The organism is Streptomyces sp. NPDC028928 (assembly GCF_055564915.1).
On record NZ_JBVHVI010000019.1, the window covers coordinates 38,605 to 64,984 of the forward strand.

A 26,380-nucleotide genomic window follows, 5' to 3' on the forward strand; every position below is an offset into this window, starting at 1 on the left:
GCCGTGCTCAAGACCGGTGCCATGTTGCTCGCCGGGGTTGGATCACTTGGTGGCCAGCAACGTCCGAGCCTCCTCGGCACAACCCCACGACAGCGTGACGCCGGCACCCCCGTGCCCGTAGTTGTGCACGACCACGGTGCCGTCCTCCCACCGGTCGCTCTCCACACGGACCGTGGCGCGGGTCGGTCGAGCGCCGACCCGGTGCTCCAGGACACGGGCCTCGGCGAGGCGGGGCTCGACCTCGGCACAGCGGGCGAGGATGCTGGCCGCCGCCTTGTCGTCGGGGGCCAGATCGCCTTCGCCGTCGATCGCTGTGCCGCCCAGGACCACGGTGTCGCCGTGGGGGTAGAAGCACAGGAGGTCCGGGGAGAGGCCGGTGTCCTCGGAGAAGAACTCGGTCAGCCCGGGGTTGGTGACGACGACGTGCTGGCCGCGGATGGGCCGGAGGTCAGGGTCCGGAACCAGGTCGCGTGCGCCAAGGCCCGCGCAGTTGATGATCGCCGAAGCCGGACCGGCCTCCGAGAACGAGGTCAGCCGTCGCCGCTCGACCACACCCCCGGCGTCGCGGAGCCGGCGCAGGAGGTAGTCGAGGTAGGTAGGCATGTCGATCAGTGGCACGGTGAACCGGTAGCCCGCCGTGAACCCGGCCGGTAGTTCGGCCCGCTCGCACGGTCGGAAGCCAGGCAAAGTGGTGGCCCAGTCCGGCGCGGCCTCGGCCGTGCGGGACGCTTCGATGCCACTGGTGAGCCGGACGCCCGTCGCCGGGTCCTGGGCCAGTTCCCGGAAGATCTCCAGGGACCGTTGTCCCCACTGGTCGACCTTGTCCTTCGGTTCGACCAGGTAAGGCCCCCACATCGCCCCGGCCGCCAGCGACGTGCCCCCCGGCACCTGCTCGGCGATCACGTGCACCGAAGCCCCGGCCTCGGCGAGAACGACGGCCGTGGTGAGCCCAGCCACCCCAGCCCCGACAACGACAACGCGCTCCCCTGCGGTCATGAACCTGACCCTAACGGCCGGGTTGCGTCGATGGGGCGTGTTGGGCGAGGGCGTTCTCCAGGGCCGGCAGGAAGCCGCGCACGTGAGGGTTGCGCTGTCGGCGACGGAGGTCGGCAGCAAGTTGGTGGAGCAGCGCGGCGCTGCGAGGCGAGCGGACGACATCGAGGCGGTCGGCGGCGATTCGGCCGATCTCGCAGGCTGCCTCCAGGTCTCCGTGCGCGCTGTGTCCCAGGGCCAGCCAGGCTCCCTCGAACATGGCTCGGCGCTGGCTTGGGTCGCCGCGCGGCACGTCGTACGCCCCGGACCTGAGCATCTCGGTCCCCTGGGCGAGAAAGCGACGGCTCTTCTTTCCGCTCTCCGCCTTTTGCTGTGCACGACCCATCTGGATGAGGCCGTAACCAGCCTGGCAGTCCAGGTGGTTGTCGGTGAGGAAGTACATCCAGCGGGGCTCTTCTTGGCGGCCGTCCCGGCTTGCGATCAGTTCGCGGGCAGCGCCACGAGTGTGGGCGAAGTCGTTGTCACGGCCGGCGGCGGCGTAGGCGTAGGCGAGCCGGGACAGGACGGACGCCCGGACGGCCAGCGGGGCGGCATCGCTCGCACGGCGCGCGGCCTCTCCGAGGGCGATGGCGTCCGCGGGGTGTCCTCGACTCGCCGCCTGGAAGGACAGGTCGCCCAGGATGTGGGCACACAGGGGAAGGTCATTGACCTGATGGGCGGCCCGAAGCGCCGTGACGAAGTAGCGCTGCGCCAGTCCGTGGTCGGCCGCGTCGAAGGCCATCCAGCCGGCCAACTGGCCGATCTCCGCCAGCGCGCGGATCAGACGGCTCGCGACAGCCGGAGAGTGGCCGCCTTCGCGAATCAGCAGCCCGACGGCCCGGAACTGGGCTCCAACGTAAGGCAGATGACGTGCCCCTCCGTGCTCGTCATCGAGCAACTGGAGCATGGGAAGATGCTGCTCGACTTGATCCACGAGCGGATCGGTGCCGAGCGACGACGTCATTCGAGGCGTGTACTGACCGCGTCCCGCAGTGCCGTCGAGGTACTGGGCGACGATCGCGAGGAGTCCCGCGCCCGAGATCGCGAGGAACCGGCGACGGTCGACGAGCCCTCCCATCACCCAGTCCTCCACGATCGCCTCCATGCCCTGCGCGGTCCAAGGCCGCGCGAGATCCGTGTCCGCGGGGACCAGCGCTGACGAGTCGCCCACACGGCCCTGCCACAGTTCGGCCACCGAGACATTCCTACCCAGCTCCTGGGAGAGCACGTAGGCGGCCATCACCGGCAATGGCGAACGCGGCAGGGACCCGGCGTCCCGCCAGTGGTACGGCGCCGACTCGGCCACCGTCCCCGCGCCGAACACTCGGTTGAGCTTGCGAGCGAGCGCCTTCGGACTCCACCCGAGTTCGTCGAGGCACCCCGCCAGTACGACATTGGGCTCGCCTGTCTGCGGTGCCACGTGCAACCACCCTTCGCTCCAGTGGTTTGTCCATCACTTCGCGGGCCCCATGGTGATGCCCCTGGACGGACGATTCACCACCGTCCCATGGAAGTTGACCGAGTTGACCCACTGATCGGGTCCTGTCTGACCTTCCCTCTCCTGTGTTCTTGGATCCCGGCGGAGGCGCCCGTCTTCCGAGCCGACGGAGAAAGAGGTGGGCCTTGAGACAGCACACGAGCACCTCCCCAGGCCGACCGGGCGGTGTGCTGGACCGTGACGCCGGACGACCAACCTCCGCCCCCGGACGAGGGCTTGCCGCTGGTGACGGCACGACCTCCCTGATCACGGATCTGCCGTACGGACCGGAAGCGGCCGAGGTCGCCCGGGGCGCCGTGACGCTGGCGCTGCGTGGCACTGAGGAGGACGTACTTGCCGATGCCCGCCTGATCGGGTCGGAGCTCGCGACGAACGCCTTCGTCTCGGGCAGTCCTCCGTTGGTTCTGTGCGTCGACCGCAGGAGTCTGGCCAGTGGCGGCCTGGAGATCGAGATCACCGTCACCGACGGCGGCTGTTCCCGCCCGGCACCCGCTTCTCCTACCGCTCCTGACGAGCAGGCCGAATCAGGACGGGGACTGGTCATCGTCCATGCCTTGGCCGATGCCTGGTCGCTGACGACTGGCACCAGCGGCTCTCGTGCCTGGTGCCGACTCACCCACAGGCCGTGCTCTTCGTCCGCCGGCGCCTGATGTCCACGCCTGCCCAAACCCGTCCTCCAAGGAGGCACCACACAGTGCGCATCGACCATGCGACTTCCCCACCCTCACTCACGGCTGTGCCGGAGGCCGCTCGCCAGCCCAGGGTCGTCGTCGCTCTCCACGAGGGCTTCTACGGCGCGGAGTCGGGCACCGGCTTCAGCAACCGCGCCTTCCTCACGGCACTGGCCCGGCTCCTGCCGGCAGGCCGCCTCTCAGTGATCACCCCGCACGTGCCCGAGGCCGCGGGAGCGCACGATCAGCGGTGGGCCGGCGAGGTGCGGCAGATGCTGCGGCAGGCCGCGGCCGAGGTCATCACGATCCCGAAGGTCAACGCGCCGCCGGACTCGGTCCGCGGCTCGGTTCAGCTGTGCGACCTGGCGGGCGAGGCGGCCATACGCATCGCCGCGCGGGGGAGCCGGTGCCTCCTCGTCGGCCTCGACATCCCGTTCCTCGGGCTCGCGCCCTACACGTCGCCGACCACGGACCTGCTGCTCGTGCCCCGCTCCACGACCGCGCTGACGCGGCCCAAGGACGTCTCCCGCGTCCGCTGGGAGCGGGACGCCCTGCGGGCGGCGACACTCCGAGGTGCGCGCGTCGGGGCTATCTCCTCCCACATGCGAGGCCACCTCGTCGTCAACTACGCCGTCCCTCGGTCGAGCATCGTGAGCATCCCGAACGGACTGATCCGTGAGGAGATGGTCAGGCCGACCACGGCTCTGCCGCTGCCTTTCAAGGCCCGCGCCGGATTCCTTCTCGCCATGGGCCGCGCAGTCCCGACGAAAGGCTTCGAAGATCTCCTGGAGGCGTTGCGCCTGCTGAAGGAACGCGGTGTCCCCGTTCCTCACCTGCTGCTGGCTGCCGTGACCTCGGAGGAACACAAGCACCCCTCCTCGTACCAGCAGGACCTGGCGGCACACATCCGCGCGCACGATCTGGACGCGACTCTGATCACTCGCTTCACCCCCGCGATCCGTGCCTGGCTGCACAGCCCGGCCCTACGCGCGGTCATCGTTCCCTCTCGCGAGGAGCCCTTCGGCCGGATACCCCTGGAGGCGTTCGCAGCCGGTGCTGGCCCGGTGGTCGCGACCACGGCCGGCGGCCTGGCCCAGACCGTCATCGACGGCGAGACCGGCTTCACGGCCGCACCGCAGGACCCCAGGTCCCTGGCATCCGCCCTGCACCGGGCCCTGACCGTCCTACCTCGAGAACGCGATCGGCTCCGGAGCGCCGGGGCGGCCCTGGTGCGCTCCCGCCACGACTACGAGGCCAGCGTCGGTTCCGTCATGGACCGCATCGCCCCTTGGGCGCTGGCGCGGTCAGCCACCGCGGAGGGCCGCGCGCGATGAACCAGCCGGTGGTGCTGATCAGCCTGGAGTCCCCGCACTCCTTCTGGCGGCTGTCCTCCGAACACGAGCGTGCGCTGTCCGCCGCCTTCCCCGGCATTGAGTTCCGCAGGGCGACCGAGGAGGCCGTGCCGCACCAGCTGGCCGAAGCACACGTCTACTTCGGGTGGCGATTCGCGCCCTCGTGGCTGTTCGCCGCGCCACATCTGAAGTGGATCGCTTCCCCGGCCGCCGGCACCGACCATCTGCCCGTCGCCGAGGCGCACTCCGTCGGGGTGGCCCTGACCCGCTCGTACGGCTTCCACGGCAGGCCCATGACCGAGCACGCCATGGGCCTGGTCCTGGGCTTCTCCCGCGGGCTGTTCACCAGCCAGCGCGTCCAGCGGAACCGCGGCTGGTGGAAGGACGACCTGGCCGAGGAGTTCTTCGACCTGGCGGGGGCGACGATGACCATCGTCGGCTGCGGCAGCGTCGGACGCCACCTCGCCCAGGCCGCTCGGGCCTTCGGCATGAACGTCATCGGAGTACGCCGGACGCCACCTGCGGCTTCCGAGGGCGGGATCACGTGGGTCCACACGACGGCGGTGCACCAGGCGGTGTCCGTCGCCGACGTAGTGGTCAATCTGCTGCCCGCGACCCCGGCGACGGACCGCTACTTCGACCATGACCTCTTCTCGGCGTGCAAGCCCCGCTCTCTCTTCCTCAACCTCGGCCGCGCGGCAACCGTCGACCAGCCGGCCCTCTTGGCCTCCCTCGACACCGGCCACCTTCGCGGCGCGGCCCTGGACGTTTTCGATCCGAAACCGCTGCCCGCCCGTCATCCGCTTCGGCTCCACCCCCGGGTCGTACTCACCCCGAAAAGCTCGGTGTTCTGCCGCGCGTACATGGACGGGGCGGTGGCGTTCTTCGCCGACAACCTCCACCGCTATCTCTCGGGCCAGCCCCTCAACGGCCTGGCCGAGGCGCCCGCCACCCGCTCTCCGCTCGTAGGAGGCTGACCAATGCCCACCGCAGACCACGACGATCTGGCCGCCGCCTTCGCCGCCGCAGGCCGCAACCACCCCTACCTGGCCTTCACCCTGAACTCCCTGTGCAACCTGGACTGCGTGTTCTGCAAGCCGCGGTGCATGCCGGACTACGGGCACAAGGACCGGCCCCTGACCGCCTCCGACTACGCGGCCATCGCCACCGAGGCCGGGACCTGGAAGATCAGGAAGGCACACTGCTCCGGCGGTGAACCGACCCTCCGAGCCGACATCCTCGACGTCATCGCGGGCCTCGCCGACGGCCTCGGGCCCGACGCCGCGATCGGCATGACCAGCCACGGCAACCTGCGCCGGGGGCTGAGCGTCGAACAGCTCCACGACGCCGGCCTGACCTACCTCAACCTCAGCCTCCACAGCCTCGACCCGGCACGGTCCGCTGCGATCATGGGCGGCGGCGACCCGCGTACCACCCGGAGCACCCTCGACGCCGCCCTCTCCCTCGGCCTGCGAGTGAAGATCAACTGCGTTCTTCAGCGCACCTACCTGGACGACGCCTTCGCCGTGGCCGAACTCGCCCGCGACCTGCCCGTCGCCGTCCGCCTGATCGAACTCCAGAACATCGGTCCTGCCCAGGCGCTGTTCAACACCGAGTTCATCACCGAAGCGGAGGTGCGTGACCGTCTCCACGAGTGGTTCGCGGACGCCGGCGAAGTCCCCCGGGACCAGCTGGGCGTCCGCAGCCCCGGGCAGTACCTCCGTCCCGACGGCTGGGCGGGGTCGATCGGCTTCATCTCCAACTCCAGCTGCGCCACCTGCTCCGACGCCAACCGGATCAAGATCACACCCACGGGTGTGGCGCGACCCTGCATCCTGCACAACCGCAACATCCCCCTGAAGCCTCACCTCGCCGACGGCACACTCGGCGACGCCTTCGCCCACCTCTTCCAGGCCATGCTCAACCGCAACACCAACGACGCCTGGCAGGGCTTCCACTACGTCGACTACGACCTGCGCTGGGACCGGCTGGAGCGCCCCGAAGGCACTCCGGTCCTGCCTCTGCTCCCCGTCCTGCCCACGGAAGCGGCTGGCCCCTCCTGCGCCCGCGCCTCCACCGGGGAGCGGTGATGGTCGTGGTCGACGCGCCGCCTCTCTACCAGGGACTCGGCGCTCTGTACGAAGGCGAGCTGGACGCTCACGGCGTCGGGGCCGTGATGCTCACCCACAAGTGGCAGCCGGCCGATCTGCTGGCTCCGCACTCCGACATCGACGTACGCGTTCTCCTGCGCCAGGCACCTGTGGACTGGGAAGAGTGGAATCACCGCCTGGCCGCCGCACACGCCGCCGCAGTCGGCCGGGAGGTCTCCCATCGACGTCTCCTGGAGCACCCGCCCGGCTTCGCGTTCACCGTGATCGAGGCGGACGGGCGGCTCGTGTCCGCGCCGGAACTCGCGACCTGGTCACTGATCAGCGGCAGCGCGCGGGACTTCCAGCGGTGGAAGTCCCGGGCCCAGATGGCGCCCTGGTGCGCGGTGGACGAGCGGTTCTATCGGGGGATCCTCCAGGCTCGGATGGGCGGCCGATACCAGCTGGCTGCGGACAGCACGGACAACGTGGTCGAGGACGTCGCCGCTTACCGGCGCCACTGCGTGGCGTGGCACTACCTCGCTCCGTGCTGGTTCGCCGCCGCGGCACTGGCGACCCGTACCCGCTGCCCCGGAAAGACGGCGGCCCTCACCCAGTGGCGGCCGGAGGGACTGGACGGATACGCCGAGCTGTTCCTCCGGCACTCGGAGCACCATGCCGATGTCCGACCACGGAGTCCGCGCCACCTGCTCCGCGCGGCCCATGTAGCTCTGGAGGCGGCCATGCGCCGCGTTCCTGACGGGGACCGCCCAGACGGCCAGGGGCATGAGCACGCTCGTACTGACTGGGTGATGACGGCCGGCATGCTCCGTGTACGTGTCGCCCGCTGGCTGTACTACCTCGATCCGCCGCCCGGCGTGGCGACCGAGTACCTGATCCGGCGGGAGGCGAAGGAACTCCGCTCCGCCGCCCAGACCTTGACCGCGCTGGCGGCAGAAAAGACCACACCGGCCCAGCAGCTGGCCGCCCGAATGGCGGCGTTGATCCCGACCGGACCGACCACCGCCGACACGCTGCGCGTGACCCTCGCGCGCTGGCACCGGGAGAAGACCACCGTCCAGGACTTCCTCAGTCTCACGCCCGATGACGTCCACCTCTGACCCAAGGAGTCTCGCCAATGACCGCGCGTGCGCCAGTGCCCCGCACCCTCAAAACCGCGAAGGTCAAGATCACCACGAAGTGCAACCGGCACTGCGACTTCTGCATCTTCGCCGACGGCGCCCAGGGCGAGAACATGTCCCTGTCGCTGTTCTCCACCATCCTGACCCGGCTGGAGACCATCCCCTTCCAGCAGCTGCACATCAACGGCGGCGAACCCACCGTGCACCGGGACTTCCCGGCGCTCAGCGACGCCGCCCGCACGCGGTTGCCGGACAAGGTCATGGTCCTGGGCACGAACGCCATAACCCTGGCCCGCAACCAGCCGATCATGGAGGCGACCCTCCGCTCATACGACCAGATCCTCATCGGCTGCGACGACGAACACGGGAACTACGACGAGGTGCGCGCCGTCGTGCCCCGCCTCCGCGAAGCCGGCAAGACCGTGGTCGTCAACAGTGTCCTGGAAGGCATCAGTTCCACCCGGCTCACGCAGCTCGGGGCGCTGTGTGAGCAGTACGGCGCCATTCATGTCACCAACCACGTGCACCACGTCGACGTGGGCCAGCCGGCGAACGAGCTGCGCGGCCTCTGCGACCGCTACCTCGACCAGCACCTGATGATCGAGATGGACGGGTCCTGCTACCGCTGCTTCAACGCCATGGCGAAGGACGACAGCGAGTTCAGCATCTGGGACGAGGACTTCGCGGCCAAGGTGTTCGCGCCGCGCGCGCACCACTTCCGGTTCTGCCTGCGCTGCCACGAGTACACCGACTCCGGCGCCGCACTCGTCCCCGCCCTCACCGTCTGACCGGGAGGTACACCACCATGCCCGCAGTCCTCGGACTGAACTTCCACCACGACACGGCCGCCGCGTTAGTCGTCGACGGCCGCATCTACGCCGCCGAGGAGGAGCGCTGGAGCGGCGTCAAGCACAACCACCCCACCCGCAAGGGCACGCTCACCGCCCCGACCCGCGCACTCCAGTGGTGCCTGGAGGCCGCCGGCATCGAACCGGAGGACGTGGACGCCGTCTGGGCGGCCTCCATGCGTCCCAACCCCGCGGCCGGCTGGTGGCTGGCCGAGGAGCGGGAGGAACTCGCCGTCCTCCTGCCCGCCCCTCTCGGCGAACACCTCCGCCTCCTCTCCCACCACACGGCCCATGTGCTCTCCGGCTACCTGCTCTCCGGGCACGAGCACGCCGCGGGCCTCGTCATCGACGCCGGCGGCTCCTCACTGGGCTCCGACTTCGGCCCGGGCCGGGAGCGCATCACGGGGTACGACCTGTGGCCCGATCGCATCGACCGCCTCCACCAGGGCATGCCGGCCGTCGTGCCGGGCCCGGTCGGGCCCCGGCGCGTCCACTCCTCCCTCGGGCACTTCTACCGGAACCTCGCCCGGCGGGTGATCCCGCCCGGCGATGAGCCCGAGGGCAGCATGATGGCGCTCGCGGCCTTCGGCGATCCCCAGCGCTACGGAACACACATCCGCGAACTGGTCCGGCTCGGCGACGAGGGCGAGGTCCGCATCGACCACCCGTGGGGTTCCGCGGACGGCAGCACGCCGCTGCTGCTCGATGGCCGGGCCTGGACCGTCGACAACGTCGCGGAACAGCCGGAGCACAAGCGTGCCGACCTGGCCGCCGCCGTCCAGGAGGTCTTCGCCGGATCGGTCGTCCACATCGCCCGCCACCTGCAACGACTCACTCGGGCCTCAGCGTTGGTGTTCTCGGGCGGATGCGCCCTGAACTCCCACCTCAACGGCCAGCTGGCCGCCGACAGTGGCTTTGACACCCTCTTCGTCGCACCGGCCCCACACGACGCCGGCACGGCCGTGGGCGCCGCACTCTACGGCTGGCACTACCAGCTCGGGCAGGAGCGCGTTCCGGTGCCGACCGACGCGGCCTGGGGCCCCGATCCGGGCGCGCTGCCGACGACGCCGAGGCCGTCCGGCTACCACGCCTTGCCCCGCCTCGGGCTCGGACTGGCACCCACAGTGGCGGCACTGCTCGCCGAGCACCGCATCGTCGGCTGGGTGCAGGGACAGCTCGAATTCGGGCCGCGTGCCCTCGGCCATCGCTCGATCCTCGCCCACCCCGGTCGCGCCGCCACGCGGGACCGACTCAACGCGATCAAGAAGCGAGCCGCGTACCGCCCGTTCGCGCCGGCCGTCCTCGCCGAGCACGCCACGGAATGGTTCATGTCGGCGGGCGACCCCTTCATGAACCGTGTCGCCACCGTCCGCCGGTGCCGAGCCGACCGCGTCGCGGGGGTCACCCACCACGACGGCACCGCCCGCGTCCAGTCCGTCGGCGCCGACCACCAGGGCCTGCGCGATCTCCTTGAGCAGTTCCGCGACCTCACCGGGCTGCCGCTGCTGCTGAACACATCCTTCAACCGCAAAGGCACCCCGATCCTGCGGACCGCTGAGCAAGCCCTGGCGGCGGCGGTGGAGCTGCGCCTCGACGCCCTCGCCGTCGGGGACACCCTGCTGCTCGCCGACCACGTCCCCGATCCCCGTGCCGCGTCCCTTCGTACGAGGTGAGGCGGATGGATCCCATCGATCTCGACCACGTCCTGACCGTGCTCGGTGCCGCGGCGTGGAGCCTGAACGAGCAGTCCCGCGCCCGCGTGGCCGCCGGCCTCGCTCTCACGGTCTACGACGGCCACACCCGCGACCAGGGCACGCCTTACCTGGAGCACCCGCTGGCCGTCGTCAGGCTTCTGCGAACGGAGATCGGCGTCCGGCGCCCCGAAACCCTCCTCCTCGCTCTCCTCCATGACGCCTTGGAGGTGTCCCCTGAGGCGGAGGCACTGCTCGTCCATCACCTCGGCGGCCCGTTCACCGCTCGCCTGCGTGCCATGACGGCCGACCACCGCCTCGAACAGCGCACGAAGTCCGTCGGCGACGAGACCCGCTGGCGCGCGAAGCAGGCCGCGCTCCCGCCCGAGGAGCTCCTCGTCCGGCTCGCCGACCGCCTGCACAACCTGCGCGACCTCGCCGCGTCCCCGAACCTCGACCGACGCCGACGGTTCCTCCAGACCTTGGGCGATTTCCACCTCCCCCTCGCCGACGCCGCCCGCGACCTCGGCCCCCATCTGGAGAGCATGCACGCGCGCCTGCACGCCGAGTACGTCCACCACATACAGGAGGTCCGTCCGTGAAACGGGTCGTCTACTCGATGGAGCCGGTCGGCCGGACCGGCGGCCGGGTCTACCTACGGATGCTCCACGAGGTGACGGCCGACGACGTGGAATGGCGCACGGTCCCGGACCACAAGCGGACCTACCGGGTCCGCCGCTGGCGCAAGCTCCGCCACCTCGCCCGCCTGGCACCTTCCATACGGGCGCTGCACGGCACCACCGGCACCTTCGTGTGGGACGACCTCAGCCTGCTGCTGTTCACGCCCGAGATGCGCGCCCGCACGGTGTTCCTCCTGCACCACTACGAGCCGCTCCAACATGACTCCGCCCCCATCGAGGCCATGCTCTGGGAGCGGCTGTTCCGCGTTCTGCCGCAGTGCGCCGCCGTCGTGTGCGTCGCCCCGTACTGGGCCGACCAGCTTCGCGCCCGAGGCGTCCGCAACGTACGGGTGATCTACAACGCCTTCGACATGGCCGAAGTAGAGCAGGCACGCGGTTACGACCGGGCCGAGTGCCGCGCCGAGTTCGGCCTACAACCCGACGTGATCGGCGTCTACGCGGGCAAGGCCGTGCACTGGAAGGGGACCGAGGAGGTCTCCGCAGCACTGGCCGGCGTTCCCGGACTGCGGGTGATCACCAGCGGCAGCAACACCATCGGCCTCGACAGCGCGCACTACGACGTCGAACGCGAGCGGTACCTGCGTCTGCTGCGCGCCTGTGACGTCGGTGTCTTCCTTCCACGGATGCGGGAGGGCTGGAGCCGTTGCGCCGCCGAGGCTTTACTCCTCGGCCTGCCCTGCCTCATCCGTCCGGTGGCCGGCCTGGGCGACCTCGCCGCACTGGCTGGCCAGCCGGCCCCGGACCTCCGCCGTCTCCCGGCACAGGTCCGGGAGCGTGTGGCGGCACGCCACACCGAGGCCAAGGCGGGGTACGAGGCCCTGGCCCGGTTCGACCTGAACTACTTCGGCGACGCCTGGGGCAACCTCCTGACGCAGGTCGCCTGACCAGCGGCTAAGCCTGCGCGACCAGCTTCTTGCTGGCAGCTTCCAGACGGGCCAGCACGCGGTCCCGGCCGAGCAGCTCCATGGACTCGAACAGCGGGAGTCCGATCGTCCGGCCGGTGACCGCGACCCGGATGGGCGCCTGGGCCTTGCCCAGCTTCAGCCCGTGCTTCTCCCCGACGGCGAGCAGGACGGCCTTCAGGTCGTCCGCCTTCCAGTCCGCGACGTCGGCCAGCTCGGCGCGGGCGTCCGACAGGATGTCGCCGGCGCCTGCCTTCATCGCCTTGTTCCACGACGCCTCGTCCTCGACCGGCTCGTCGAGGAACAGGAAGTCCACATAGCTGGTGATCTCGGAAAGCAGCGCCAGCCGGGTCTGGGCCAGGGAAGCCGCCGCCTCGAAGACGTCCTTGTCGAACGCCTCCGGCCGCCACGGCGCGTACGGGGCGACGAGCCACGGCGCGCAGGCGGCGGCGAACTGCTCCGGCGACAGGGCGCGGATGTACTCGCCGTTGAACGCCGTCAGTTTCTTCACGTCGAAGAAGGCCGGCGCGGTGTTCACGTCCTCGATCCGGAAGAGCTGCTCCAGCTCCTCGTACGGCCTGATCTCCCGATCGTCACCCGGACCCCAGCCGAGAAGCATGAGGTAGTTCACCATCGCCTCGGGCAGGAAGCCCTCGGCGAGGTAGTCCTCCAGCGCCACCTTGTCCCGGCGCTTCGACAGCTTCTGCCGCTTCTCGTTCACGATCACCGGCAGATGCGCCCACACGGGCGGCTTGGCACCGAGCGCCTCCCACAGCAGCTGCTGCTTCGGCGTGTTCGACAGGTGCTCCTCGCCCCGGATGACCTGCGTGATTCCCTCGTCCAAGTCGTCCACGACGTTGGCGATCAAAAAGACCGGGGACCCGTCGCCACGGGCGATCACGAAGTCCTCGATCGCGCTGTTCGGGAACGCCGGCTCCCCGCGGACCAGGTCGACCACGACGGTCTCACCCTCGTCCGGCGTCCGAAACCGCAGCGCCCGCCCCTCCTCGAAGGCCAGCCCCCGGTCCCGGCAGAACCCGTCGTACCCGAGGTGCTCCGACCCCGTGCGCTCCTTCAGCTGCTCCCGGGTGCAGTCGCAGTAGTACGCCCGGCCGGCCGCGAAGAGCTGCTGAGCCGCTTCCCGGTGCCGGTCGGCGTTGTGCGACTGGAAGTACGGCCCCTCGAAGGCCGGGTCCTCGCCATGGATGCCGATCGCCGCCAGCGCGCTGATGATGCCCTCGGTCCACTCCGGCTTGTTCCGGGCCGCGTCGGTGTCCTCGATCCGCAGGACGAACCTGCCGCCGGACTGTCGCGCCACCGCCCAGTTGTAGAGAGCGGACCGTGCACCACCGACATGGAACATGCCGGTCGGGGACGGGGCGAAACGAACGCGAACCGGGGCAGTAGACATGCGCTCCAGGGTACCGACGCCGGACCTGTACCCCGGACCACTCGCCCTACCCCCACACCGATGTTTTCGGCCTTACTCGCTACCGGACTGGGCCGTCGTTAGCCCAAGTGCTGCTGCTGGAGGATCACTCAGGTACGACTCCAGCGGCGGATACGGGGGCGCTTGACCGCGGATGCGCTCGTACCACGGAAGTACACCCCCGTTGCATCCCCAGCACAGCAATCCCCTGATGCATTGACCGCAGGACTCACCCTTGTCGGGGCAACACTCATGGTCGTGATCAAGATGCAGACCATCTCCGTCGCCGTGCACCACCGGGCAAATAGCACACTTGTACCCCTGATACTCAAAAAGGAGATACACATCCAAGAACGATCGCTTGTGCTTACCGGCTCGGGTCACGATCCCCTGACACAGCTTGCAGTTACCCCGGGGCAGGCCACCTCGCCCGGCATCGGTTCCGAAGTGAGTAAGCGGAAGTTCCTGCTGACACGAAGTACACCAGTAGACGCCTCGATCTATGAGCTGTCGGCCCGCGTCGGGCGGAGTCCTAAGCACAAGGGGGGTGAGCGACTGACCGCGTCTCTTCATCAGTGCATGTGATCGACATAGCCCTTCCGCATCTTCACGCGCCCTTGCACACTCCGGACCCCGGCACTGGTATTCCCTTCGAACAGGGGCAGGAAGAACGGAGAACGGCACTCCGCGGCGCCGCTGATCACTGTGTGTCCTGCACAGGCCACCGCTGTACACGGCGTGCTCGCACCCTGTCATCGCCACGCACTTGGCCTCGGGCTTGATCACCCAGTCGTACAGGGGAGTGAGTACCGCCCCCTTCCTGAGCTGCTGATAGTGCGCAGTGCAGAGCCCCCGAGCCTGGTGCGACCTGTCGCAACCGGTGAACCCACAGGTTCCACTCATGCCCTTGTTCACCAGCGGACGCAGGTCGCGCCCTCTCCGAATCTGGTCGTAGTGCCCCTTGCAGTAGCCCTTCGCAAGGTGTGGACGCTCGCACCCCTCGAAGTTGCACCCCCTCCAAGCGTTGCGAGTTTGGAGAGGGGTCAGTTGCTTGCCCTGGCGCTTCTGGTTGTAGTGGCTCTGGCAGAGCACCCCGCGGTTTGCCTCCCGGCCGCATCCGGCAAACTCGCACTCCCTGCGCCTACTCATGCTCATGGCGGCGCATGCTATTGGAAGGGACTGACAACGCCCGGCTCAAGGGAACGGGATGCCCATGCGGCCTCCACGCCGCCACTGACAGGGACAACAGGGCTGTCCGTTCCATCCTTCGGCCGGGCGACGTCGTCCTTCTGAAGGCGTCCCGCGGAGGGCAGCTGGCAGATCGCCCAGGCACTCACGGGACAACCCATCGCAGGGCTGTGAGCTGCGTCTCGTGCTTCCCTCAAGGCCGACCCCTATGGCGGCCGACTTCGAGGCCGTCTGTCAGGCGACAGCCGCAGAGCGCGTCCGCCCCAGCCAGCACCTCCAGATACTGCTCCAGACCGTTCACCCGGTGCCGCACACTGCACCAACGGATGACTGCCTATCCACACAACCGGGGAGTCGCCGTCACCGGCATGCTGACTGTCCCGTCAGATCTCCTTGAACGTCACCTTTATGCCGAGTTCTTCTAGGCGCTGCTGGATTTGTTCAGCCTCATCGGCCTGTATCACCAACTGGAGTGTTCCCTGCAGATAGCTGATCTGCCGTTCGTCCAGGGCCATGTAGAACGCCCGGAATAGTGCGGCGAAGCCGTCGGCGCTGTCACCGTTGGCCAGGAGGTTCTTGGTGAACGAGAAGGCGACCTGCCGGTCCTTAACCTGTTCCGTTTTCGGAGATTGGTCCGGACTCGGCCTGTCGGTCTCCCGCTGCCGGGGCACGCTTGGTGTGTCGACCCCTGAGCTGCCGGGCTTGCGCGGTGAGCCATTGTCGACGGTGTCGTCGGCGCTCACAAAGCATGAACCTTCGTGAACCGGCTGGTCGCAGTCGGCGCACGTCTTGGGTTGTGGCTTGGCGAGGCGCAGGCCCGTGCTCACGAGGTTGACCTGCCCTGGTGCTGTGACCTCCACCTCGGTGCCCGCTCCGTCGACGATGCTCAGCAGGCCCTGGCTGACAGCATCGTAGATCGCCTGCTGAAGGTCGCGGTCACCGCCGTACAGCAGCGGCAATCGTGGGGCGCTGTAGAAGGCGGCTCGGATGTCGGAGAGGGTCTTGCCGTAGTCGTGGTCGCGAAGGTTGTGCAGGAGAGCCTTGGCGCTGAACTGGCCAGTGTCGAAAACCTTGTCCCGAGCAGCGAGGCCCTTCCAGACGAGCATGCCGTCGAGGGCGGTGATGTTGTCCTTGTCGAACGTGAGCTGGTCGAGGTACCGCTCCCCGTCCGGATCGGGCTGGGCGAGGTAGGCGACATGCTGGTACGCCCGCTTGAGTGCCCTCTCCAACTGAGTCTTGGCCTCGGCGAGCTCCTTGGCGCCGATGGTCTTGAGCTCGTCGTCGTTCTGAATCTCGGGAGCCTGTAGAGCCTTCTGCCTCGCTAGATACTCCACCGCCAGGTTGCGTGCCAGGGCTCGCTGCTGGGTGTTCACGACGGCGTATACCGCACTGCTGGCCCACTGGACGGGGAGCTGCTGGGCACCTTGCCCGAGCCCCATGGCGACGGTGAGAGCCTCAAGGGTCGGCTTCTCCATGCCGTTGCGCAGGCTGTACTGCGCGGGGTCCAGCACGATGAGCCGGGTGGTGTAGGCGGTGTCCAAGCCTGCGGTGGCAAGGACGTCGGCAGGACTGCGTTGCGGGTCCGCCGAGACGAACTGCACCTCGCGGAAGGGGCCGTTGCTGGCCAGTCGCTTCGAGATGGCGGCGATGACTTGATCACGCTCGGCGTCGGTGATGGTGCGCCGGATGTTCTTGACCAGCATGCGGTGGGTGAGCCGGGTGGAGAGGAAGTAACGGGCCGGCTTGTTGTTGCCCTGGCCGGGAGTGATGTCGAGAGCACTCATCCCTCGGTTGGGGTTGACCAGCTCATCGACGACACCGTCGGCGTCGGTGACGGTGTACGTGGTCTCCGGCACGCTGGTGGCCGCCTTGACCTCAGGAGCACTGGCTCCGCGGCCCCGCCCCGGGCGCAGGGTGCCGACAACACTCGCCAGGAAGATAAAGGTGGCCGCACGTTCAGCCGCGCGTGGATTGTTCGGGCCCCAAGTGCTGGATGGCCGTTCAAGGTCCTGGCGGCGCGCTGCGCCCGACGAGCCGTCGTGGTTGATAACTTCGATCTCGGCCAGGCTCCGGTAGTTCGCGATGGTGCGGTCGTCCTCCACCAGGCCGCTGCCCAGGAGCGCCTCCCGGACGGTGCTGTCCGACAGTGGCAGGTCTCCGGGCCCAATGAGTGCTGGCACCCACTCGCCTGCCTTGCCGCGCTGCTGCAGGGCATAGACCGTGGCGGCGAAGATGCGGATCGTGGACCGGACTCGCTGGAAACCGGCGACCTTGCTCCACTCTTCCTGCGCCAGGCTCATCAGCATGGGGTGGAACGGGTAGCAAGCTGCCATCTGCGTGGGCCAGTTGCGGCGCCACCCCGCTCCGATCGGGTCCCAGACCTGCTTGCTCCAGGTCTTGTCCGTCAGCACGTCCTCGTAGAGCGCGGCAGTCGCGGCGAGCACCTCACCGGCGGGTTCGGCGTCGAACAGCCGGCGGCGGAGGATGTCGGCGAAGTCACCCACGCCGGTCACGGTGGTCGGCAGGCCGTTGCGGTCGAGCTGACTGTTCAGGTCGTCGCGGCGGGCCTGAGCGGCTGGCGAGAGCGCAGTCTTGTCGATGTCGGAGGCGATCATCACGACCAGCATCGAGACGTGGGGGACATCGTTGACGGCATCGAGCAGTGCCCGCAGGAACGCCATGTCCTGGGCTGCCAGGTCGGTCTGGTTCGCGCCATCGAGCCCGTTGCCGATGTAGTCGAGCACCTCGTCGATGATGATCAGAACGGGTCGGTTCACCGCGCTGATGGCCTCAGCGATCTTGTGCTTGTCGCTCCAGAACCGCCGGTAGCGCTCGAAGAGCGTGTAGTCCTTGGAGAACAGACGCCACAGGAAACGCTCATAGAGGTTGACCGCAGGCCCGTCGAGCTCCTGTACCCCGGCCCCCGGGGTCATGTTGTCGCAGGGCAGCACGACGACATGCGGACGTCCGAGGTCGCCGGTAAGGGGGTGGCCGATCCTGGCCCTCGCGCGCTCGGTCACCTTCTGACCGAGCTCGGTTCGCAGTAGCGCCCCTGGGTTGGCGGCCAGATGGTAGGCGCCGATGCACGCGTGCGACTTTCCGCCGCCCATGCCCTGGTCGAGTCGAGTGACTGCTCGGGCTTTCAAGTAATCGTTGCCACCACCGATGCGGACTGCAATTTCGCTGAGCAGGTCGATGAGTCGCTCGGTCGGATGCGTGATGTCACCGTAGTAGTCGGCGTCGGCATAGGGCGGCCGGTCCGCTCCCGTGGCGTGAACGGCCCGGAACAGCGACATCTGTACGTCATCGATTTGCCCGGAGGCACTGCGGATCTCTTGGCGGAGCTTGAGCGCCTTCCACCACGGCGTCACGCTGGTCGTCATGGCTGCTCTCCTGGGCTGGTGGATACGAGGTTCACGGGGATGAGGGTGGTGTTGGTCGTCATCACATGAGCCGCAATTGGACGTCGTCGGTCAGTTGGGGCTGGCCCTTTTCGTAGTCGCTCGCAGCAACGGCCTCAGCGGCACTGACCACGCCGGGCCGGTTGCGCAACACGCGGGTGAAGCGGACGGAGTCCGGGTCGTTGTCGGGAAGCCGGTCTGCGAGGAACTGGACGGCGGCCCACAGGAAGGTGTCGTCGGCCGTGTGCTCTGCGGCCGCCAGTACCTGCCCCATGGCCTGTAGGCCCTCCTCCGAGGCAGCTGCGAGCGCGAGGGCAATGTCGATCACGGTCGAATCTCCGTCGATCTTGCCCTTGTAGTCCCGGGAGGCGATGAACCGCACACCCTTGTCGGCATCAGGAACCAGGTCGCGTATCGCCGCCAGGTCGAGCGAGGAAGCCAGAGCCTGCCAGCGCAGTTCGGACTTCGCCCGGATCTGGCGGTTGTAGAGCGTGATCCACCACAACGCGAACCGCGTTCGAGCGTCAAAGGTCTCCAGCGGCTGGTGGTTGATCTCGACGGCCATGGCCTCCTGGACTGCAGCTCGCGCCAGCGGAAGAAACGTGTAGATGTCGACGGGTTCGCCCTTGGCGTCGAGGATCTCGCTGTAACGGCCGACGACCTCCATGGCGGGTCCGGCAGCGGCCATCAGCATGTCCGCCGGCGCCAAGCCCCACCGCTCCCAGTCCGGGTAACGCCGCTTGATCTCGGCCTTGATCTCGGCCTCGACCGCGCCCTTTCGCCCGGGGGATCGTCCGGGCGCCATGGGGCGGCACGACATGGTCAGGGTGGTCTCGATGTTCGCCTTGCCCTGGTGGTTGCTCGCCTCAGTGTTCGCGGGCCAGGAGCCCGTCATCACCAGGCCAGCCTTCTCGATGGCCGTGAGCAGGCGCTGCCAGACCTCCGGGTCTCCGGAGCCGAAGACGATAGTCACCAGTCCGTCGTCGCGGACCACGCGACGCATCTCACTGAATGCCTCGGCGATCTTCGTGTCGTAATGCTCGCGAGTTCGGTGCTCGTTGGGTGCCTCCCCCCGGACCCGCTTGACGATGATCTCTTCCGACTTCTCCTGGCAGCCGTGTTCGTCGGAAGTGATGACGAGTTCGGGCCAAGTGTTGTGCAGGGCTCGCTTCAGCCATGCGTAGATCAGATCGGAGGAGTCGGCGTACGCGAGCATCTCGTCGTACGGCGGGTCGGTGACCACAGCAGTGATGCACGCGTCCCGCAGATTCATCGAGGTAGCCGACCCCCGAGTCACGCTGACCGACGTCCCCTGGATATCAGCCATCAGATTCGAAAGCGTCGACATGCTGCTCTTGCACAGAGACGCCCAAGAGCCCGGCCCAGTGCCGATTCCCACTTCGAAGAAGTCCTGAGAGAAGGTAATTGACCCTTGATTGGCGTATATGTCATGGACTCCTGCGCGACTGATGTCGATCGTGCACCCGCGGGTAGCACGTCGAAGCTTCCGCGCAACGACTGACCCCGCGTATCCGCTCAGCGCCCGTGCGTAGTCAGCGCTCACCCCCGCCTTGTACATGAGTTCGTCGGCCACCTCAGCAATGGTCTGGGTGAGCATGACGAAGGCCAGGGTCTGCCGATCACACATGAAGTCGCCGTAGGTGCGCGCCCCGTAGATGGACGGCCCGATGATGTTGTTGTTGCCCGGTGCGATCCGTTCGTCGGGTACGGCACTCAGAAAGGGGCTTGGGTCGGACAGCTCACGTAGTGCCGCCGGCGTTGCGGCGACAGCCTCGAGCTCCGCTTCGGTGGGCTCCCGATACTCCTTGCCGAAGTCGTCCGAGTGGTCGGCCACCACTAGGAGCATGTCCGTGGCACGCCTCTCGTCGGTGAGTCGGCGATGCACATCGAGCGGGTGTACATGGCTGCAGAACGGACAGATCGCCGACTTCCCCGGCAGCGTCCGACCCTCAGCCGTACGAGCGCGTGTCAGCGTTGGGGTACGCCTTGGAGGTCCCTCGTGCACCACCGGTGCGCAGGTACCAGCAGCCGGGTCGGCTTCGATGTAGAACGACTGGCCGGGATCATTGACAGGCGGGGCGCCCTTGCGGCCACGTTTTTGACTCGGCCGTCGCAGCTCGTACGAGCCGACCAGAGGGAACCGGTTGCCGCACTCCTGGCACGGTATGGCGATCGCCCACAGGTACCCCCACGGTCGCTTGCCGTTGACCTCGGGGTAGTAGTCCGCCATGGCTGCCGTCCACCGGCGTCCCACCTCATCGAGAGTGGCGCGAACGTCAACAAGCAGCCGCGGCCGGTCGTCGTAGAGAGCGTCGCTCTCCTCGGCGAATGGCAGGCTCGGCTCCTGAGACCAGTCCCGGAAGGGGAAGTCGGTGAGGAGCGAGCTGGCCAGCACCGCGACCGGGCTGTAGTCGACACCGTGGGCTTCAAGCCCAAGCCGCCCCGCCTCGAGCGGGATCATTCCACGCCCACTGAACGGGTCCAGGACCGATGCGCCCTCAGGGTTCGCCTTGAGAATCTCGTCGTGGAGTACCTGCCAGGCGGCGTAGCGCCCAGACATGGCCGTGTGCACCAGCTCTTGAAGACGCTGTTGCTCGGCCTGATCCTCTGGCCAGGGCAGCAGCGAGCAGAGCACCGCTGCCTTGGCCTGTGCGACAGGACGCTTTGCGAACCACGGAAACAGCCCGATCTCGGTCGCACCGCTTCCCCACCCCGCTGAACTGTTCACCGAAACCTCGGCACAGGGGAACCAGCGTTCGATCATGCGGGTCATGCGTTGCTCCCGGGGGCGTTCTTGAGACTGCTGCCCGGGACGCGGAACACCGCGTTCCCGGTCATGACGTTCGCGAAGAGGGTGGCGGGGTCCTGATAGGCGCCGAAGAATCGGCCCTTGCCGTCGGCACACTGGTCGATGACGTACAGCCAGTACTCCTTGCGGTGCTGGGTAGCGATGAGGACTTCGTTGCCAGTCATCCGAATGCCGTCGCTGGCCGCGCTGCCGAGCACGCCCTTGACCTCGACATGGCGGACCTGGCTGTGGCGGCGGGCCTCCAGGTCGTAACCGCGGCCCTCGGTATGGACATCGGCCACTGTCCAGCCGTCATCCTCAAGGAGTTGCTGCACGCGTCGCATGGAGACCAGTTCGGCGTCGATCTCGGCCTGGACACTGATGTCGGCAGTGGCCAGGACCCGGATCCGACCCACCTGCTTCGGTTCGGTCAGCTGCACGTCTGCGAGCCGCTCGAGCTCTTCGAGGCGCTGAGCGGTCTGGGCCTGAAGCCGGTGCCTCAGCTCCAGCCGGGCAGCGCGATCATCGATGCGGTCGGTGAGGCTCAGTGGCAGGTTGGTCAGGTCACGGCGGGCTTGAGCGAACCAGTCGGCGCGCACCTTCCGGTGCTCTGCGACGGTCGCGGCGGCCACTCGGCGGGCAGCTGTGAGCGCGTGTCCTTCCCTGGCCGGATGCGGTGCACTGCCGTTCTGGTCGGTGGGCACGAGGTTGGCCAGGGACTCCCACCTCACCGGGCGGGCGGTGCCGCTGTCGTCAACCTTGATCAAGGTGGCCCATACGCTGGCGCGCTTGCCGTTGCTCTCGGTCATCGTGGCCTCGTACGCGTACAGGTCGTACGGGGTGAGGCTGGTGGGATCTGCCGCGGCGCCGGACTGGTAGAGGTCCTCGGCCAGGGTGTGCTCGGCTATGTCAATCAGGTCGCTGAAGCCGGGCTCACCGGGGCCGAGGGTGACGGTGTCGCCGACATCGATGCTCTCCGAGGCTTCGCGCACAACGTCCCCGCTGGTGGCGACGTGAACCTCGTTCTGTCCGCCCAACGTGGCCGGAAAGCTTGCCTTGCCGCTCCGGGAGAGCCGCCGGAAACCGGGCCCGGCCGCGGTGGGCGTGGACTTCAGTACACCGGCCGCTGCGAGCCGGTCGAGGTATGCCTCGACAATGGCCGGGTTGATGCGTGCGAATAAGTCACGCTGGAGTAGCGTCAGCGCGGCCACCGCGTCCACCTGGCTGGCGAGGCGTCGCTCGTTGTCCCGTACTTTCCGGGCCGCCCGAACGAGTTCCTGGGCCTGGACCGCCTGGACTGCGTCGATGGCCTGCTGCTTCTTCACCTCGTCGTTGCCGTAGAGGTCCGACAGCCACTTGTCGTAGTCAACGCCGGTCATTTCGGCGACCACCGACAGGCTATCGAACATCTGGCCGCGCAGTTCGTTCGCCGCCGTGACGAAGTTGTCCAGGAGGCGCAGCAAGGTCACGCCTTCTCGGGTGTCGGTGGCGACCAGGTTGTAGAGGTAGACGTCGCGCTGCTGACCCACGCGGTGGATGCGACCCATCCGCTGTTCGAGGCGGACCAAGGACCACGGGATGTCATAGTTCACGAGAACGTGCGCGGCCTGCAGGTCGATGCCCTCGTTGCCGGCATCGGTGGTGACGATGATCTGGAACTCGCCGCGCATGAATGCCTTGCGTGCCTCGTCACGTTCGGTCTTGCTCTGGCGGCCGGAGTAGAGCTGGGCGCTATATCCCTGGTCCTGGAGCTGCCGGGCGATCCACTCGGCAGAGTCGGCATACTCGGTGAAGACCACGGCCTGATCACCGCTTCCGGGGTGAATCCCGTGGAGTGCCAGGCAGTCGTCGGTGAGCCGCTTCCACTTAGACGGCTGCCAGCGGGAGTCGTTGAGCGTTGCCTCGATCTGCTGCACAAGGCTGTTGATCGCAGTTCGCTCCGCCCGCGTAGAAGCCGAGACCGTATGGATCACCTTGGCCTCGTCGACCTCGGCCTCGTCACCGTGGTCCTCACGGTCGGCGATGAGCGCCGCCTCAGCCTCGCTCATTGCCCCCATGTGCTCATGCCGCCGGCGCAGCGTCTGGGCCAGAGCGTAGAGGCTCGAGGCTGCTCGCTTGCCGTAGACCATGCGGGCAAGCGGCTGCGCCACCGGAGGGAAGAACCGGTCGACCATTTCCAGGGCGGCCTTGTAGAAGCCGTACTCGGTCTGCGACAGCGGGACGCTGTGGTTGTGCGCCGTGCGGCCCTTGAACAACCGGGTCGTGCCGTCGTAGTCGACCAAGTCCTCCTTCATCCGCCGCAAGAAGTGGATGGGGCCAGGGCGCAGGGCACTGAGCTCGACGTTAGGGTCGCTGCCCGGATCCGGGTAGATCTCCGGGTCGACCAGGTGCAGCAGGTGCCGGAAGAGCCACTCCTTGCCTCGGTGGGGCGTTGCCGTCATCAGCAACGCCCGCGGTGTGTTCTTGGCCAGCAGCCGTCCGACCTGGTGGAATCCGGCGGCAGTCGGAGTCAGCCGGTGCGCCTCGTCGAAGACGACCAAATCCCAGCCAGCTTTGTCCGGCCGGATGGCGTCCTGTACCGCGGGATTCACCGCTGCTAACTCAAGCGAAACCACCCACAGATCGTTGGAGTTCAGGGCGTCCTCACGCACCGTGGCTGAGGTTAACTGGCGCAGACCGCCCCCCAGCAGCCGCTGGAAGTCGTCCACCCACTTCGTGGCGAGGTTTGCCGGGCACACAATGATCGCCCGCTTGATCAGGCCGAGCCTCTGCATCTCACGCAGGTACAGACCGGCCATGATCGTTTTTCCGGTACCCGGCTCGTCGGCTAGGAGGAAACGCAGCAGGGGCTGGGGAAGCATCGCTCCGTAGACGGCCGTCGTCTGGTGCGCGTACGGCTTCAGCGGTGTGGCTGCCATCGCGCTGGACTCAGCGTTGGTCGCCGCGGCGTTCATCCACCGTGTCCACATGGCCGCCAGCACACGTGCGGAGTCAGCCTTCCCGTCGCTGACGAGAGGCCGCACGGTCTCCGTGTCTCCAGCTGCCAGATTCACTTCGTGACGACGGTCTTCGTCGTCGACCAGGATGAGGTCCCATGACCCCGGTTGATCTCCGGGCAGGGCGAACCTGACCGTGGCGAACTCCGGTACGCCCGCGGCCTGGACCCTTACTCTCTGACCACGCTCAAACGTGCCTGGGGCCTGCATGCTTATGCGTCAGCCTCAAGACCCGCCGGAACCCAGCCGAGACTGGCCAGGAGCCAACCCACCGCACGTGGATAAGCCATGCCCTGGTCCCTCCCCCTCGGCCAGCCGCGGTTCCCCCACCTGCGACTTACTAATGGAATGTCAAATTACTGTATCTCGTTGCTACTTCCAATATGAAGGGCACGAAGGGGGGCGCGCGGGCGCGACTCCGACCCCCGTAGCCACGGGCGCAAGGGGCGGTTGGAACAGATGCGGGTCGGTCGGTCAGGGCAGCTCGAGCGACAGCCAGGCAGCCGCCTTCCTCGGCGGCCGCCTCGCGTTCCGCCTCCAGTGCGGCGCAGGCGCCCCCGCTGCCGCTGAACGCACGTAACTAAGTTCAGCGATAGCAGGCTTTCAGCCGGATCTCCTCACTTGACGCCCTTGCGCGCAGGTGGGCGCCGATGACGGTGCGGTTGGGGTCTCCGACTCATACCTCGCCCACACCCCCTCAAGGCGCTATGCTCCGATCTCAGGCGACCACGCTCGCCGTTACGTCGGACCTGGGTTCCTCCCGCAACTACCCAGGGTTGAGGGCGCAAAGTGCCGCCGGGCGCGCGTGATTGAAAACTGTCGTTCCTCCTATGGGGCGCAGTGGGCGGGAGCACTGATACGCGCCCACCGGGAGCCGGACATGACGCTCGACAGGGACATCGCCACACTCGCACGCCGTATCCGGCGCGAGTCCGGGGACGTCATCCCCTTCCAACAGGCACGGTTGACCGCCGCGCGCGAGTTGGGCGGACTCCCCGTCCACACCATGGCGCCCAAGGAGCGGATCTCACTTCGCGTCCAGTACACCGGGGAGAGCAGAGCCGCTGCCCGATCCGCGATCAGCAGCAACACCCGCGGACTGGGCCTGGACGACTGCTCGGACGACCAGCGCGCCTTCCGGGCCCTACTAGCGCTCGCGCTTTTCAACGGCAACGTGTACACCGGTCCGACGGCGAAGTGGAACTACTCGGTTGTCGCCTCGTACGACCCAGTGATGTCGCCCCGCAGGGACCAGTTGGTGATGGTGGCGGAGCGCGCCCCGGAGAACGTGGCCACCCGGCTGCTGGCCACCGAGGGGGCCAACTCACGCGGCATCCCCGGGCTACGGCACGAGGTCAGCTACACGTGCCATGGGCAGCACTCCGTCTGTCTGCGCCATCTGCCCACCGGTGCGCTGCTGACCATCACCGGTGACCCGGCCGGATGTCGACGCGGCAACAGGCGCAGCCTCGTGCCCCGGCACCCCTATCTCACGCTGGACAACGACCTCACCACGCAGGAGCGCCGCGCACTGGCAGCGGTCCCCCCGATCTCGGGAGAGGCCACCACTCTGCTGGCAGGTCTCGTTTCCCGCTACAACCTGGTTGATCGGCGTGGCCACTGGGCGACCAGTCTGTCCTGGGACCCTCTGGAGCGCTCCGGAGTCGAACGCCGGAAGGAACCAGAAGTGATCCGGCACGGTCCCGTACGTCGACTCTGGGGCGCCGGCGACTCATGGGAGTACCGCTGGACCGGCTATCCCGAACCTCGCGACCTGGCTCTGGCCCTGACCCACCGGGAAGCCGGGGTCAAGGGTGCTGGATTTACCCGCCGCGGTGACACCTACCGAGTGGTGCTGGGCACCGCCTCGCTCGACCTGTGCGATGGGAAGGGCTGATCCATGCCGTTCCTCACCGACCACCCGGGGTCCGCACCCGTGCTGGTGGCTGCCGTTGTCTTGGGGGTCCTCCGCTTCACGTTCCCGAAGGATTCTCCCCACCGCCTGGAGCTCTGGAAGGCCGTCCTCGAACACCGACGTCAGCGTTGGCAAGTGACAGAGTGCTGCCGCGAGGTTGGAAGCTCCGAGAAGACTGGCCAACCGAATCGTCCTGCTGGAGCGGCGCTACGCGGCGGTCACCGATCAGCCCGGCCGCCCGGCGGCACCACTCCCCTCGACGTTGAAGAATGATTATTCCCAGTCGCCTGATTGATCGTCTCAGGAAGGATTGGGTGCGAGGCTTGGCTGTCAAAATGCGACCGAGCTCGCAGGACGTAATCACGGAGCAGCCACTGGCCATCGCACCGGCCCCGTAGGACCTCCCGGAGGTGTTCTCTGTCGTGTACCGCAGGGCCGAGCGCGTGTTCGCAGCCAGGGAGGCGGAACGAAACGAGTGGTTCCGAAAGGCCGCATCTTGCGTGATCCGTCCGAGCCTTTCGACACCGCTCGCGACCACGCGCTGGTCACCGAGCTAATGCGCAAGCTCGACGGCACACGCTGACCGCTTCCTGCTGGGAGCCACCTGGGAGCCAACCCGCTCCCCGAGCCCCTTCCAGGCCAGGCCACACCAACCGAGCCCACCCATCTGACCTGCGGAAACGCCATCGCGGCTGGCAGGATCACCAACCGAACCTCA

General features: G+C 67.9%; 17 protein-coding genes. 10 read left to right on the forward strand and 7 right to left on the reverse strand.

Features of this window, described 5'->3' with window-relative positions; all coding sequences use genetic code 11:
* Positions 1-42: 42 nt before the first annotated feature.
* Positions 43-996, reverse strand: a complete 954-nt coding sequence (locus ACZ4U1_RS35170; RefSeq protein ID WP_467908232.1) for an FAD-dependent oxidoreductase — start codon at positions 994-996, stop codon at positions 43-45.
* A gap of 10 nt (positions 997-1,006) precedes the next feature.
* Positions 1,007-2,452: a carph-isopro domain-containing protein gene (locus ACZ4U1_RS35175; RefSeq protein WP_467908233.1), complete on the reverse strand. Its 1,446-nt coding sequence runs from the start codon at positions 2,450-2,452 to the stop codon at positions 1,007-1,009.
* Between the two features lie 374 nt (positions 2,453-2,826).
* Here ACZ4U1_RS35175 and ACZ4U1_RS35180 point away from each other — a divergent pair, with 374 nt between their 5' ends.
* The 9 genes from ACZ4U1_RS35180 to ACZ4U1_RS35220 are packed head-to-tail and all read left to right on the forward strand — an operon-like array spanning position 2,827 to position 11,906.
* Complete coding sequence (locus ACZ4U1_RS35180; RefSeq protein ID WP_391791508.1) at positions 2,827-3,180, forward strand: ATP-binding protein; 354 nt, start codon at positions 2,827-2,829, stop codon at positions 3,178-3,180.
* Positions 3,181-3,224: 44 nt separating this feature from the next.
* Positions 3,225-4,535, forward strand: a complete 1,311-nt coding sequence (locus ACZ4U1_RS35185) for a glycosyltransferase family 4 protein (protein ID WP_467908234.1) — start codon at positions 3,225-3,227, stop codon at positions 4,533-4,535.
* Positions 4,532-5,530 (forward strand): D-2-hydroxyacid dehydrogenase, encoded by a 999-nt coding sequence (locus ACZ4U1_RS35190; protein ID WP_467908235.1) that lies wholly within the window; start codon positions 4,532-4,534, stop codon positions 5,528-5,530. Before ACZ4U1_RS35185 ends, ACZ4U1_RS35190 begins: the two co-directional genes overlap by 4 nt.
* A 3-nt stretch (positions 5,531-5,533) precedes the next feature.
* A complete protein-coding gene (locus tag ACZ4U1_RS35195) occupies positions 5,534-6,643 on the forward strand; it encodes a radical SAM protein (protein ID WP_467908236.1) in 1,110 nt (369 codons plus the stop codon).
* Positions 6,643-7,761 (forward strand): hypothetical protein, encoded by a 1,119-nt coding sequence (locus ACZ4U1_RS35200; RefSeq protein WP_467908237.1) that lies wholly within the window; start codon positions 6,643-6,645, stop codon positions 7,759-7,761. The genes ACZ4U1_RS35195 and ACZ4U1_RS35200 overlap by 1 nt, the downstream gene beginning before the upstream one ends.
* A gap of 17 nt (positions 7,762-7,778) precedes the next feature.
* A complete protein-coding gene (locus ACZ4U1_RS35205; RefSeq protein WP_467908238.1) occupies positions 7,779-8,570 on the forward strand; it encodes a radical SAM protein in 792 nt (263 codons plus the stop codon).
* 17 nt (positions 8,571-8,587) lie between these two features.
* Positions 8,588-10,303: a carbamoyltransferase family protein gene (locus ACZ4U1_RS35210; RefSeq protein WP_467908239.1), complete on the forward strand. Its 1,716-nt coding sequence runs from the start codon at positions 8,588-8,590 to the stop codon at positions 10,301-10,303.
* A 5-nt stretch (positions 10,304-10,308) separates the two neighbouring features.
* Positions 10,309-10,923, forward strand: coding sequence for an HD domain-containing protein (locus ACZ4U1_RS35215; protein ID WP_467908240.1), 615 nt, complete (start codon positions 10,309-10,311; stop codon positions 10,921-10,923).
* Entirely contained in the window at positions 10,920-11,906 is a 987-nt protein-coding gene (locus tag ACZ4U1_RS35220; protein ID WP_467908241.1) for a glycosyltransferase, read from the forward strand. Before ACZ4U1_RS35215 ends, ACZ4U1_RS35220 begins: the two co-directional genes overlap by 4 nt.
* Positions 11,907-11,913: 7 nt before the next feature.
* Here the strand turns inward: ACZ4U1_RS35220 and gltX are convergent, their stop codons facing one another.
* From gltX to ACZ4U1_RS35245, 5 genes are all read right to left on the reverse strand, one after another.
* Positions 11,914-13,287: a glutamate--tRNA ligase gene (gene gltX / locus ACZ4U1_RS35225; protein WP_351890810.1), complete on the reverse strand. Its 1,374-nt coding sequence runs from the start codon at positions 13,285-13,287 to the stop codon at positions 11,914-11,916.
* A 120-nt stretch (positions 13,288-13,407) separates the two neighbouring features.
* Positions 13,408-13,737, reverse strand: a complete 330-nt coding sequence (locus ACZ4U1_RS35230) for an endonuclease domain-containing protein (protein WP_461698685.1) — start codon at positions 13,735-13,737, stop codon at positions 13,408-13,410.
* Between the two features lie 1,187 nt (positions 13,738-14,924).
* Entirely contained in the window at positions 14,925-17,924 is a 3,000-nt protein-coding gene (locus tag ACZ4U1_RS35235) for a DUF499 domain-containing protein (protein WP_467908242.1), read from the reverse strand.
* A 61-nt stretch (positions 17,925-17,985) separates the two neighbouring features.
* The gene (locus ACZ4U1_RS35240) at positions 17,986-20,736 is read right to left on the reverse strand and encodes a DUF1156 domain-containing protein (RefSeq protein ID WP_467908243.1); all 2,751 of its coding nucleotides are present in this window, start codon (positions 20,734-20,736) and stop codon (positions 17,986-17,988) included.
* Positions 20,733-23,705, reverse strand: a complete 2,973-nt coding sequence (locus ACZ4U1_RS35245; protein ID WP_467908244.1) for a helicase-related protein — start codon at positions 23,703-23,705, stop codon at positions 20,733-20,735. Before ACZ4U1_RS35245 ends, ACZ4U1_RS35240 begins: the two co-directional genes overlap by 4 nt.
* 922 nt (positions 23,706-24,627) lie before the next feature.
* On the opposite strand from ACZ4U1_RS35245, the gene ACZ4U1_RS35250 reads away from it, so the two are divergent.
* Positions 24,628-25,644 carry a hypothetical protein gene (locus tag ACZ4U1_RS35250; RefSeq protein WP_467908245.1) on the forward strand — a complete coding sequence of 339 codons (1,017 nt, stop codon included), beginning with the start codon at positions 24,628-24,630 and terminating at the stop codon, positions 25,642-25,644.
* Positions 25,645-26,380 lie beyond the last annotated feature (736 nt).